9 protein-coding genes are annotated in these 13,270 nt (G+C 63.8%); 3 read left to right on the top strand and 6 right to left on the bottom strand.

What is annotated here, in order from left to right:
• Positions 1–154: 154 nt before the first annotated feature.
• Together M0D43_RS11475 and M0D43_RS11470 are read right to left on the bottom strand one after the other, a co-directional pair.
• On the bottom strand, positions 155–475 hold the full coding sequence (locus tag M0D43_RS11475) for a hypothetical protein (RefSeq protein WP_252164727.1): 321 nt from the start codon (positions 473–475) through the stop codon (positions 155–157).
• Between the two features lie 118 nt (positions 476–593).
• Positions 594–1,760 (bottom strand): class I SAM-dependent rRNA methyltransferase, encoded by a 1,167-nt coding sequence (locus tag M0D43_RS11470; RefSeq protein WP_252164726.1) that lies wholly within the window; start codon positions 1,758–1,760, stop codon positions 594–596.
• 262 nt (positions 1,761–2,022) lie between these two features.
• Here M0D43_RS11470 and M0D43_RS11465 point away from each other — a divergent pair, with 262 nt between their 5' ends.
• The gene (locus M0D43_RS11465) at positions 2,023–2,979 is read left to right on the top strand and encodes a TerC family protein (RefSeq protein ID WP_252164725.1); all 957 of its coding nucleotides are present in this window, start codon (positions 2,023–2,025) and stop codon (positions 2,977–2,979) included.
• 357 nt (positions 2,980–3,336) lie between these two features.
• Positions 3,337–4,122 carry a rhomboid family intramembrane serine protease gene (locus M0D43_RS11460; protein ID WP_260807203.1) on the top strand — a complete coding sequence of 262 codons (786 nt, stop codon included), beginning with the start codon at positions 3,337–3,339 and terminating at the stop codon, positions 4,120–4,122.
• 65 nt (positions 4,123–4,187) lie between these two features.
• Here the strand turns inward: M0D43_RS11460 and M0D43_RS11455 are convergent, their stop codons facing one another.
• Both M0D43_RS11455 and M0D43_RS11450 read right to left on the bottom strand, forming a co-directional pair.
• A complete protein-coding gene (locus M0D43_RS11455) occupies positions 4,188–5,288 on the bottom strand; it encodes a glycerophosphodiester phosphodiesterase (protein ID WP_252164723.1) in 1,101 nt (366 codons plus the stop codon).
• A gap of 247 nt (positions 5,289–5,535) precedes the next feature.
• A complete protein-coding gene (locus M0D43_RS11450; RefSeq protein ID WP_260807202.1) occupies positions 5,536–7,836 on the bottom strand; it encodes a TonB-dependent receptor in 2,301 nt (766 codons plus the stop codon).
• A gap of 194 nt (positions 7,837–8,030) precedes the next feature.
• On the opposite strand from M0D43_RS11450, the gene M0D43_RS11445 reads away from it, so the two are divergent.
• On the top strand, positions 8,031–8,888 hold the full coding sequence (locus M0D43_RS11445) for an acid phosphatase (RefSeq protein WP_260807201.1): 858 nt from the start codon (positions 8,031–8,033) through the stop codon (positions 8,886–8,888).
• Positions 8,889–9,053: 165 nt separating this feature from the next.
• On the opposite strand, the gene mnmE is transcribed toward M0D43_RS11445, so the two are convergent.
• Both mnmE and M0D43_RS11435 read right to left on the bottom strand, forming a co-directional pair.
• Positions 9,054–10,394: a tRNA uridine-5-carboxymethylaminomethyl(34) synthesis GTPase MnmE gene (gene mnmE / locus M0D43_RS11440; RefSeq protein ID WP_252164721.1), complete on the bottom strand. Its 1,341-nt coding sequence runs from the start codon at positions 10,392–10,394 to the stop codon at positions 9,054–9,056.
• Between the two features lie 157 nt (positions 10,395–10,551).
• Positions 10,552–13,254: a polysaccharide deacetylase family protein gene (locus tag M0D43_RS11435; RefSeq protein ID WP_260807200.1), complete on the bottom strand. Its 2,703-nt coding sequence runs from the start codon at positions 13,252–13,254 to the stop codon at positions 10,552–10,554.
• Between the last annotated feature and the right edge of the window lie 16 nt (positions 13,255–13,270).

The raw sequence follows: 13,270 nt of genomic DNA, 5'->3' as shown, positions 1-13,270 counted from the left end.
CTACGGCGATACCCAGGGTGCGACCACGCGCAACGGTGTCGAGCTACGCACCGCCATGCCGGCAACAACGGCGCGACCAGCCGCTTGTCATTGCGCATCGGGTTGATACGCCTTGGAGCCAAGCGCGCGTGGACCGCCACGCATGCCGCATCCCTCAGTCGTCCAGTTCTGCCAGACGCGCACGCACGCTTTCCACATCGATGTGCTCGCGTACATGCGGCCACTGCCGCGCCCATACCGAGCGAAACACGATCCACGCACCGAACACGCCCAGACAGGTCGACCCCAGCGCCAGCAGCAATGGGTGCAGCGGCGAGCCGTCGCCAGTCTGGAACAAATACATGAAGGCGCCGGAAAACAGCAGCCATACGCCGAACACCGGCCAATTGCTGGCCAGCAGGCTTGCATTGGGCCGTTCGATCTGCCGCAGCAGCCGGCGCAAGGCCTTGCGTTCGTCTTCGTCGCTGGACGTCATCGGCTGCCGGCTCCTGGTTGCATGACTGCGTTGATCCACTGCTTGCCGGCGATGGCATCGCGCCGAGGAAGACGCTGCCTGCACCGTGGCAGACCGCGTCCTCCGCAGCGACGCGCTGCTACATCACGCGGCAGAACACCGCCTTCAGATAGCGCGATTCCTGCACGTGCGCCATGAACGGGTGGTCCGGGCCGGCACCGGCCACTTTCAGGATCTGGATGGTGCGCCCGGAGAAATACGACGCACGCCGCAACATGTCCAGGAACTCCTGCTCGGCGACCAGACCGGTGCAGGAGAACGTCGCAAACAGGCCGCCGGGCTTGACCACGCCCAGGGCCAACTTATTCATGTCCAGATACTTCTTCAGTGCCGGAATCACCTGCTCACGGTCGCGGGTCATCTTGGCCGGATCCAGGATCACCACATCGAACTGGTCGCCGCGATTGGCCGCATCGCGCAGCCACGGAAAGATGTCGGCCTGCACGAACTTGGGCCGCACGTTGTTGAGCTTGGCATTGCCCTTGGCGATGGCAATCACGTCTTCGTCGATGTCCACGCCCAGAACCTCGGCCGCGCCGCGCGTGGCCGCATACACGGCAAAGCCGCCGGTGTTGCAGCACAGGTCCAGCACGGTCTTGCCTTCCACCTGCTCGCTCAGCCACTGGCGGTTGTCGCGCTGATCGGCGAAGAAACCGGTCTTGTGCGCACCGGCCGGGTCGGCACGGAACTTGATGCCGTGCTCGGTGATCACCGCCGCTTCGGTGGTGGTGTTGCTGTGGAAATCGAAACTTTCCTGCTTCTGCACGTGTTCGTCGGCAAAGCTGTGGAAGCGGCAGCCCGGGAACTGCTCGCGCAGCGCCTCATAGATCCATTCGCGGTGACGGAACATGCCGGCAGCGAAGAACTCCACCACCACCAGGTCGCCGTAGCGGTCCACCACCAGGCCGGACAGGCCGTCGCCTTCGCTGTGCACCACCCGCCAGGCATCGGACACGCCATCGAGCTTGAGCCAGTCGCGGCGCAGGCTCACCGCCGCGGCGATCTTGCGCGAGAACCAGCCCGCATCCACCGGCACCGACTGGTCGGTTTCCAGGATGCGCACGGCAATGCGCGAATGCCCGTTGTAGAAGCCGCGGCCGATCCACTCCCCGTCCACGCCGACCACATCGACGATGGTGCCGGGCTTGGGCTTGGCGGCGGGCTTTTCCACCAGCTTCTGGAAGATCCACGGGTGGCTGGAGCGCCACGCATTCTTGAGTCGGACGACGGGGACAGGAGTATTCATTCACCTATTGTATCCGGCTGGATTGACGTGCCCGGCCCCTGCCCGCAGAATCGGCGCCAGAAGGGGAGTAGCTCCCAGCGTTGTCGCCGTCATTACGAGTCCTGTCCGTCAGGCGCTCCGGTGCAACGGCAACCGGCCCAGCCGGTTGCGAGCGAGACCTTCGCCGCGCAGGCGAAGGTCCGTTACCCGGAATCCACGACTTCCGTGTCACAAGACCTCAGCCCGCCGGCTGTCCAGGTCGTTTTCACTTTTCGGGATTCTTATGCAAACCATTGGCAATGTCTGGTTATGGGCTGGCTTCGCGGTGGTGGTGATCGCCGCGCTGCTGGTGGATCTGGTGCTGATGCGCCACGGCGGCGCCCACAAGGTCACCTTCAAGGAAGCTACCTGGTGGAGCATCGGCTGGGTGCTGCTGGCATTGGCCTTCAATGCCGGGCTGTGGTGGTACCTGCAGGGCACGCTGGGCGATGCGCAGGCCGACCAGATCGGGCTGCAGTTTCTGACCGGCTACCTGGTCGAGAAATCGCTGGCAGTCGACAACATCTTCGTGTTCCTGATGGTGATGACCTACTTCGGCGTGCCGGAGGAACAGCGCCAGCGCGTGCTGATCATCGGTGTGCTGGGCGCCATCGTGCTGCGCGCGATCATGATTTTCGCCGGCTCGATGTTGCTGGCCAAGTTCCATTGGCTGCTGTACGTGTTCGGCGCGTTCCTGCTGCTGACCGGTATCAAGATGTGGTTCTCCGCCGGCAAGGAGCCGGATCTGGAAACCAACCCGGTGTTGCGCTGGATGCGCGGCCATCTGCGCCTGAGCCCGCAATACCACGGCCATGCGCTGAGCGTGATCAAGGACGGCAAACGCTGGTTCACCCCGCTGTTTGTGGTGTTGATCCTGATCGCGGTGATCGATGTGATCTTCGCGGTGGACAGCATCCCGGCGATCTTCGCCATCACCACCGACCCGTTCATCGTGCTGACCTCCAACGTCTTCGCGGTCCTGGGCCTGCGCGCGATGTTCTTCCTGCTGGCCGGTATGGCCGATCGCTTCCACCTGCTGCCCTATGGCCTGGCGGTGATCCTGGTGTTCATCGGCACCAAGATGATGATCATCGATCTCTACAAGATCCCGGTGCTGGTCTCGCTGGCGGTGGTGGTCACGATCCTGGTTGCCACCATCGTGCTGAGCCTGCTGCGCCCACCCAAGCCGGCCGGGCACTGACCGGCCGGGATTCGGGATTCGGGTTGTGCTTGGCTGCAGGTGGTGGTGGTGGTGCAAGGGATGCCGCGGTTTCGCTTCGGCTCTAGCCACTGGGGCCGGTCGTGGTCTTCGGCCGTGATCGGTTGGCTCTGCCGACCACCGCGCGGCTCGGCTGCAGCGCACCACGGGCGGTACCGGAACATCGGCCCCGCGCCCTGGTTGTCACCCGATCATCTGCGGTGAGTTATTTGCCGCCGCGGCCTGCCTGCCGCGCTTCGTATCAACCCGGCAGGCGACAGGATTGTCCCGCCGCCGGATCCGGTTATCCCGCGCAAACAGGGCTTGCAATGGCAAAACCACGCCGCCATCCGTGAATGCATGACAACGCATTCCCTTGCCCCCGATTCCACCAACCAGAGCCGCCTGGACCGTTCCCGGGTGCTGCGTGCCTTCAACCTCAGCCTGGCCGCCGTGGTGCTGCTGGTGGCGGTATTCACCGCCCAGGGCATGTTCGACTGGCGCGCCTGGGCAGTGGCGCCGCTGCAGGCCGACGGCTTGATCGGCATCCTGACCGCGCCGCTGTTGCACGGTTCGCTCGCGCACCTGGGCGCCAATGCGGCGGCGCTGCTGATCCTGGGCACGCTGGCCGGCAGCGTGTATCCGCGCGCCACCGCCATGGCATTGCCGTTGCTGTGGCTGGGCTCGGGATTGGGGGCGTGGTTGTTGGGCGAGCCCGGCAGCCGGCATCTGGGCGCCAGCGGCGTCACCCACGGCTTGATGTTTCTGGTGTTCGTGCTCGGCTTACTACGTCGCGACCGCCCTGCAATCGCCACCAGCATGATCGCCTTCCTGTTCTACGGCGGCATGTTGATGACCATCCTGCCGCACGAAGCTGGGGTGTCCTGGCAATCGCATCTGGGCGGTGCGGTGGCCGGGTTGATCGCGGCCCTGCTGCTGCGCCTGCGCGATCCGCAACAGGCCAGGCCGCGCTACAGCTGGGAAGACGAGGACGAAGACGCTGCCTGGGAAGTGAGCAACCCCGAACACGCGATGCTGGAACCGGCGCCGCCGCGTCAGGTCCCGGTGCTCTGGCAACGCCAGGAAGATGGCTCGGAAAATGTAGTGCTGCACTTCCCGCCGCGCGAACGGCCACCGGGAACGTAAGCGCGCGCGCGGTGGGGTGTCATCGGGAACGCCTCCTCGCGCGTCCCTACAAACCGCCTACACGTTTAACGCTTTGCACGTTCGTTCAACGCGCGCCGCGCCAGGCCCGGGTCATCGGCAAAGAACGCATCGATGCCGGCGGCCAGATACGCCTTCAACTCGACCAGCGCGCCGGCGTCGTTGCGCTCGGTCACTGCGCTGCCGCTGCGGTTGTTGGCGGCCAGAAAATAATTTTCCGGACGGAACGTATACGGCTGCACCTGCAGCCCGGCCGCATGTGCGTCGTGCACCAGGCTGGTGGGCGTGCCCAAGCGTTGCTGCGCATCCAGCGGGATGATGCTGCGAATGTCGGGACCGATCGCATCGGCATACGTGGCGACCTGCTGCAGACCGTCGGGGGTGATCATCTGCCCATAGGACTTCGGCGCACCTTCCATGCCGGCATCGGGCAGCGCCATCTGCGCAGCACCGAGCAACTGCAGCAGACGGATGTTGCTGGTGCGCCCGATCTTGCTGCGCAAATAGCGCAGATTGTTGGTCTCGAACGATTGGATGATGACCGGCGCAGTTTGTGTGTAGGCATGCGCATGCAAGGTGGCCAATACCTTGTCTTCCATCGGCAGGCCAAGCGTCTTGAAGTAACTCGGATGCTTGATCTCCGGAATCAGCCCGATGGGACGCCCGGTCGCTGCCGATTCTGCGGCAACGAAATCGATGATCTCGTCGAACGTAACGATCTGGAATTGCCCGTCCCAACGCGTGCCGCGCAGCTGCGGCAACCGCTCGCGCGCACGTAGCGTCTTCAACTCGGCCAGGCTGAAATCTTCGGTAAACCAGCCTTCCATCGCCTGTCCGTCGATGGTCTTGCGCGTCTTGCGCGCAGCGAACTCCGGGTGGCTGGCCACATCGGTAGTGCCACCGATCTCGTTCTCATGCCGTGCGATGAGCACGCCATCCTTGGTCGACACCAGATCCGGCTCGACAAAATCGGCGCCATCGACAATGGCTTTGGCGTACGAGGCCAACGTGTGTTCCGGGCGCAGCGCACTGGCACCACGGTGCGCAAAGATCTGCACCGTCTTGGCCAGCGGTGCTTCGGCAACTGCAGGGCCGCTCATGCCAACTATCATCGCTCCCACCAACCAGATACGACCGAACTGCATCATGCATCTCTCCAACGAAAAACAGTTACCGAATCGACACATGACCGCCAGGCGAGTCTGGTCGATAAGCGGCACGGGAGGTACGACTGTACATCCCGCTGACGCTGCATCGTCCGCACCCGCCGTAAAATCACTCGCGACGTCTTGTTGGCCAGCCTAAAACTGTCTACGTCGATCGAAACCGCAAATCGGTAAGCAACCGCAAGATCGGCTCTTACGATTCCCCAATCCCGAATCCCGATTCCCGTCCTCAGAACTTCGCATCCAACGTCAAAAAGACCTGCCGTGGCGCGCTGGCATGGAACGCCAGCTGACGCCCGTTCGGGTCGGTGTTGGCGAACGCGGTGAGGTTGGAGGCGTAGCGCTTGTCGGTGAGGTTGGTGACGTTGAGCGAGAGTTTGAGCGCCTGCAGCACGCCGACCTGGCCAAACGCGTACCCGGCGCCGGCATCGAACGAAGTGTAGCCCCCAAAGCCTTGATCGTTGGTGTAGGTGTAATACCGCTGGCCGGTGTACTTGCCACGCAGGTTGATGTTCCAGTTTGCGTAGTTGAAGGCGATTTCGCTGGCGAACATGCGCTTGGGCGTGTCCACCGTGGTCTTGCCGGCGGTGGGGATGGTCACGCCGTTCTGCACATAGTTGTCGTCATAGGTGGAGCGATTGATCGACGCCGAGTTGTACCACTGCAGGTAGCTGGTCGGCTTCCAGATCACCGTCAGTTCGCCGCCGCGGCTGCTCACCGAGCCGACATTGAAGAAGCGCGTGGTGCATGCGGGCGTGGTGCCCTGCTGGATGCTGGCGCACGGGTTGAGCGAGAGCAGGCGGTTGTCGAAGGTGACGTCGTAACCGACGAGCGACGCTTCGAAACGGTCGCGTACGAAGCGATAGCCTGCTTCCAGCGTGCGCGATTTTTCCGGCTCCAATGCGCCGACGCTGGCATCGAACGATGCCTGGGTCACCAGCAACGGGCCACCGGCGCCGCCCCCCTGGAACGCAGCGATGTTTTCCGCGTACGAGGCGAACACTTCCTGGCCTTCGGCGAGGCGATAGCCCAAGCCGATCTGCGGCAACACCGATTCGCTGGCCTTGAGCGAGCCGGTTGCCACCGGCGCTTCCACCGCCACGCCTGGCGTTTCGCGTGCGGTCATTTCGGTGCTCGGGCTCTTGATGCCCAGATCCAGGCTCAGGCGCTCATCGAGGAACTTGAAGTTGCCTTGCACATAGAACTGGCGGGTGGTGATGACGTAGTTCTGCGAGAACAAGCGACGGTTGGGATTCTGCAGGAACTTGTCGTCGCTGACCGGGCCATCGATCCAGTAGAAGTTGCGCTCCACATCATGGTGATTGCGCTCGTACCACAGGCCGGCTTCCAGATGGTGCGGGCCCAGGTCCCAACCGAGCGAGGCGATGCCGCCGGTGCGGTTGATCCAGTAATTGGTGCTGCGGATGGAGATTGGCAATGCCTGCGGCGTGCCCGGATTGGACGCCTGTCCCGGCGACCACCAGTGGCCCTGGCCCTTGTTTTCATGGTGGTAGACCTGCGTGTGCAGGCTAATCGCATCGGTAGGCTGGAAGTCGCCGGCCACATAGAACAGGTCGTCGTCGCGCAACGCGCGGCTCTGGTAATACGCATCGTCGATGTTGTCGACACCGCCGCTGAAACCGCAACGCGCTGCGTTGCGCGTGGCTGGCGCGCAATACGCTGCGGCCAGTGCGCGGTTCCAGTCCGGTGCGTACAGATTCCAATCCCAGCCCAAGCCACGCGCCATGCCGCTCTTGGACAGGTACGCATAGTCCGCCTGTGAGGTGCGCGAGGTATCGGCAAATGCGGTCAGCTTGCCACCGTCGAACTGGTACACACCCTTGGCGTTGAACTGCCGCGTGGTGGTCGGCGATTCCGGGCGTGCCCACATGTCGGCTTGGGCGTTGATGCCCGACAGATACGCCGAAAACCCATTGTAATCGCCGGTATCCACACGCAGGAAGGTACGGCGATTGGCATCGGACCCCACCGTCTGCGACACCTGCCCACCGAACACGCTGGACGGGTCGGCCGAGTAGTACTGGATGGTGCCGCCCAGGTTGCTGGTTGATGCAGTGCCCAACGCACCGATGCCCGACGCCAGCTCCACGCCGCCGAAGTTTTCTGCGATCAATGCGCGGCTGATGTTGAGGCCGTTGTAGTTGCCGTAGGCGTTGTCGCCCAGCGGCAGACCGTCGAGCGTGTAGCCCAGACGCGTTCCGTTGAAGCCGCGCAGGCTGATCGTCTGCGACTCTTCGTTGGCACCGAACGCATCATTGGATTGCACGTTCACGCCCGGCATGCGGTTGAGCAGCTTCTGGATGCTGGTGCCTGGCGGCAGCACCGGAATGTCCTGCTGGGTGATGCGCTGCACCTGGCGCGTTTCGCCCTGGCCAATCACCGACACCGCATCGAGTTGCTGCACGGTCGCACCGGTATCGGCTGACCCGTCGAGGTCGGCAGCGTAGGCGGCAGGCGCGAGCACGAGCGCGGCGAGAACGGCGGCACTTAACTGATGGGTCTTGGGCATGAGCGGCGTTGGGGACGAGTCAAAAGATGGCGGCAAGCGTGCGACAGTTGTCTTGCGTCGATGCGACCGAAACGTGACAGTGCGGCGACACCCTTTCGCATCCCTCGCCGTCATTGCGTTGCGCTGGCATGCATGTGTCATCTATGCGTCGTAATCTGCGAGCTCTTCCATTCGTGTTGGTTGAGGGTGTGTCCATGTCGCAACACAGTGCAGGTCTTTCTCGCGCAACACTGACGGGCGTGGCCATCGCCGCCTTGCTGGTCGGCAGCGGCGTTGCCGGTGCGCGACAAAGCGCGGCACCAGCCGGCTCGGTGATCGCAACCGACGCGCATGGATACCTGGAAAAGAGCGAACTGCCCGACAGCCTGCAGCTGGTGCCACCGCCACCGCAGGATGGCAGCACCGCGCTCGCCAACGACGAGGCAGTTTCCAAGGCCATGCTGGCCCTGCGCGGCACGCCGCGCTGGGAGCTGGCCGCGCAGGACGCAGTGCTGCGCTTTCCGGCCGCGGCCACGCATTTCAGCTGCGCGCTCGGTATACAGATCGACCAGACCAGCACCCCGCATCTGATGCGCCTGCTCGAACGCAGCCTGCGCGATGCCAGCACCGCCACCAGCGCCGCCAAGGCGCGCTATCAGCGCCCACGTCCGTTCATGCGCAACGCGCAACCGACGTGCAGCCCGGACGATGACGCAGCCTTGCGCAAGAACGGCTCTTACCCCTCCGGCCACACCGCCATCGGCTGGACCTGGGGCCTGATCCTGTCGGAAATCGCCCCCGCCCACCGCGACGCCCTGCTCGCCCGCGGCCGCGCCTTCGGCGATAGCCGCCTGGTCTGCAACGTGCACTGGCAGAGCGATGTCACCCAGGGCCGCGTGGTGGCCGCCGCCACGGTCGCCGCCTTGCACGGCAATCCCGCATTTGAAAAAGACCTGGCTGCCGCACGCCGCGAAATTGAGAAGGCGCAGGCAAAGCAGCCAACGGCATCTGCGGTGGCTGCGTGTGATGCGGAGAGCGAAGCGCTGAAGACGGTGTTGCCCGGCGTGATGTAGCGCAGCAGACGCCGGCGGCTGGTGCGCCTGCGTCACTTGCGCGATATCCGACAGATGCCGACGACAGCACTCCCGATGCAGGTGGCGTGCTAAGCGAGTGCGCACCTGTGTCACGGGCTGACTCTGAGAACCTCAGCGCGTATCAACGCGCTGAGCACCACCGCATCACTTGCCGATACAAAAACTCGAAAAGATCTTGCCGAGCAAATCATCGGCGCTGATCTTTCCGGTGATCTCGCCGAGTGCGTCGTGTGCCAGGCGCAGCTCTTCGGCGGCCAGTTCGAGTTGTTCGAAACCCAGTTCCAGATCGGCGGCGTCCACGTGTTGTTCGGCGCGACGCAGTGTCTCGACGTGGCGGGTGCGGGCAGAAAATTCGCCATCGACGCTGTCCACGCCATCGCCGAGCGCAAGGTCGCGCAGTCTGTTGTGCAACTCATCAAGTCCTTGCCCGGTCACCGCAGAGACTGCGATCGCATTGGCACCGAGGGGCGCGGCATCGCTGAGCAGATCGCATTTGTTGTGGATCCACAGATGCCGTGGCACGGCATCGATGGCATCGCCGATCGCCTCGCGAGCCGCCTGCGGGTCGCGTGCATCCAGCACCACCAATGCCAGATCGGCGCGCTCCAGTTCGGCGCGGGCGCGACGCATACCTTCGCGTTCGATCGCATCGCCGCCGTCGCGCAGGCCTGCGGTATCGACCAGGGTCAACTCGAAGCCGTCGAGCTGGATGGCTTCGTGCAAGGTGTCGCGGGTGGTGCCGGCGACATCGGTGACGATTGCGCGGTCGCTACCAGCCAGCACATTGAGCAACGAACTCTTGCCGGCATTGGGCGGGCCGATCAACACCGCATGCAAGCCGTCGCGCAACTTGCGTCCGCGTTCGGCATCGCGCAGCAACTGGGCGAGCAAAGTGCGCGCCTGGGTCAAGCCGTCGCGTAACTGGTTGCCGCCCAAGGTATCGAGCGGCTCGTCGGCAAAGTCGATGGCCGCCTCGACATGGATACGCAAGCGGGTCAGGTTGTCCGCCACCGCATCGACACGTCGCGAAAATACGCCATCCAACGCACGCCGCGCGGCGCGTGCCGCACGCAGATCGCCGGCCGCGATCAAGTCGGCGATGGCTTCGGCCTGCGCAAGATCGAGCTTGCCATTGAGAAACGCACGTTCGCTGAATTCGCCGGCACGTGCCTGGCGCGCGCCCAATTCGACGCAACGGGCAACCAGCTGCCGCAACAGCACCGGACTGCCATGGCCTTGCAGCTCGACAACATCGTCGCCGGTAAAGCTGTGCGGCGCGTTGAACCACAGTGCGATGCCGTCATCGATCACCGCGCCTTGCGCATCGCGGAAGCGCGCGTAGTGCGCGTGCCGCGGCTGCAGACGCGCGACACCTAATTGCGCTGCGATCTGCACCGACTGCGGCCCGGACAAGCGCACGATGCCCACGCCACCGATTCCGGCAGCACTGGCGATGGCAACGATGGTCGAGGTGAAAGACGACATGGGCGTGGCTCTAACGTGGATTGAAAGACACGTGGATTTTAAGCGGCGCGGCCACCGGCGCCGACCCACCTGTTCGCGGTTCGTTCCGGATCACCTGCTCCGCTCCGGCCCGCGGTGTCCTGGTGTGTGCATGCAAGATCTTGTCAGCTACCTTGCATCATAGCGATTGCAGCTGCGCGCGCGCCTGCGCCGCACCACTTCCCTGTGGCTGCAGTTCCAGATACGTCGAATAGGCCTTGCGCGCCTTGTCCCGATCGCCGGCTTTTGCATACGCGTCGCCGAGATTGAGATAGGCCACCGCGCGCGACGGATCAATCTTCAAGGTGTTTTCCAGCCAGCGCGCCGATTCGGCGAAGCGCCCCTGACGGTAATACACAAAGCCCAGGTTATTGGCCGCCAGCACAAAATCCGGACGTCGCTTGAGCGCTTCGGCAAATTGCTCGGCCGCATCGGCGTAGCGCTTCTCTTTGTACAGCTGCAGACCGCGTTCGTTGGCCAGTTGTGCGCGTTGGCGGTCGCTGCTGTTCACTGCCGTAGGCAATACCAGCGTGGCCTCGCCACCTTGCAGGGTTTTCACCGTCACCGGCGCTGCAGTGGCCAACGCACCGGCTGCGGCCGGCGCAGGGCGCGCGGCATCCATGCGTCCGTTGAGCGCAATCGCATCGGCCGACAGCTGCGCGGTATCTGCAGTGAGAAATTCTTCGCCGCTGGGAACCTGGAACACGAACTCGCCGCCTTGCGAACCCGGCAGGCTGCCGAATGCCGGTGTCTGCGCCGAGACTGCCGACACCGCAGGCGCGACATACGCGGCCAGTTCGGTTCCGGTGATCAAACCATCGCCATTGAGGTCGCCCTTGCCTGCCAATGCCTGCAGCAACACCCAGGTGAACACCGAATGCCCATTGGGCCCACTATCGGCCACCTGTTGATCGGCGCCGCCGGCGGTGAGCATCTGGCGTGCAATGCGCCGTGCGTTCTCGCGCAGATACGCGCTGGAAGTCGGCCCGCCGCGGGTCAATCCCAAGCCGCTGTAGCACGCATCCATCACGAACAACACGTGTTTGGCGTGCAGGCTTTCAGCAATGTTTTGCAGGTCGCTCATCGCGATTGCATCGCTGGCCAGATGTTGCGGGTCCGAATCGACCGGAATGATGTAGCCCAGGTCGCGTCCAGAGGCGAGCCGGCGCGTGGCGCCGTGCCCGGCGAAGAAGACGAACACGCGGTCGTTGGTCTGCGCACGGCCTTCGCCGAGGCGGTCATGGAATGCGGCAAGGATATTGTTGCGCGTTGCCTCGCCGTTCTTGAGCACGATCACCTGCGAGGACGGAAATCCCAGCGGCCCGGTCAAGGTACTGGCGATCGCCTGCGCATCGTTGGCCGCGTATTCGAGCTTGGGCCAGTGCGTGTAGTCGTCGATCCCGATCACGATCGCCCACGATTTCGCGTAACCGGTGGTCACCGTGGCATCGGCCACCGCGCTGGGTGCGCGCGCCACGGAAAAGTCGCGGCCATTCCAGCCAGCGAACTGGTAGCCGTCGGCGATGAGACGATCGAGAATCTGCGGTAGCGCTTTCACCGCGCGGTCGTGAATATCATGGAATAGCACGATGCCGCGCCGTTCCTTGTTGACCTGGTCGAGCACGCGCTGCACGATCGATTCGGGCACCGGGTCGGCCCAGTCCAGCGAATCGATGTTCCACATGATCGATTTCAGCCCGGCTTCGCCCAGGAGCTGCAGCCCCTCCGCATTGCGCGCGCCATACGGAAACCGGAACAGCGGCGCACGTTTGTCGTCCACCGCGCGCAGCAAGGTATCGGTATCGAGCACCTGGCTGCGCAGCGCATCGCCGGTGGTCTTGGACAACTGCGCATGGGTCAGGCTGTGATTGCCCACCGCATAACCTTCCTCCATCAGCGTGTGGCTGATCTTGGACAATGGCGCCAGCTTCGGTTTGCCATCGGCATCCAGGCTGCCGAGATTCCGCCCCACTTCGAAGAACACCCCAGGCACGTCGTAGCGTTTGAGGATCGCCACGATCTCTTCGGTATAGGCCTTGTGCGGGCCGTCGTCGAAGGTCAGCACCACCGTCTTGGGCGGCAGATCGCGGCCGAACACTTCGCTGTCGCTATCGCGCGCCGAAAATGGGTAAGGCTCCACCACACCGTGGTCGCGCAGGATGGTCTCGCGCGTGTACACCGTGCGCAGATGCGCCACGTAGTCGTCCCACTTTTCGCGCTTGGGCACGATCGCCCGGCTGCGATCGAAGCGACTGAAGATCTGCGTCAGTTCCTTGTTGTAAGTACGCTCTATCTCGTCCAGTGCCTCCAGATCCTCACCGATGCGCTGGTGCAGTTTCACCGCTGGCAATGCAGAGTCGCGGCCGATGCGCGCATGCAGATCGCGCAATACTTCGCCAAACGCCAGGCGGTCTGCATCGAATAGATCCGGCGCCGATTCCACTTCGTCCAGCACTGCGGCAATGGTTGCGAACCGGCTTGCATCCTTGGACGTCAGAACGGTGTCGAACGCTGCGGCGATGCGTTCGCGCTGTTCGAGATTTTCATGAAACAACTGCTGTCCCACGCTGCTGGAGGTGGCGCGATCGCGCGGTGTCTGTTTGTTCTCATCGGCCAGCAGCACGATGATGCGGCGGTGCCGGTCCAGCTGTTCGCGTAGTTGCGCGATCACTGCCTGCGCAGTGTCAACGGTCTTGTCGGCCTGCGTGCCTGCGGTCGTTGCAGCAGCGGGTTTTGCTGTGGAGGCTGCATCGCTCGCAGCCTGCGTCCCACAGCCGGCCAGCGCCAGCACTCCCACGCAACTTGCGCACAGCAACAGGCGATGCAATGGCAATGTGGTCACGACGGCGTCCCTGGCG

This window comes from Xanthomonas prunicola (assembly GCF_025266575.1).
GTDB classification, from domain to species: Bacteria; Pseudomonadota; Gammaproteobacteria; order Xanthomonadales; family Xanthomonadaceae; genus Xanthomonas; species Xanthomonas prunicola.
Note: the sequence above shows the minus strand (reverse complement) of the source record. Positions and strands in the feature narration are given on the sequence as shown.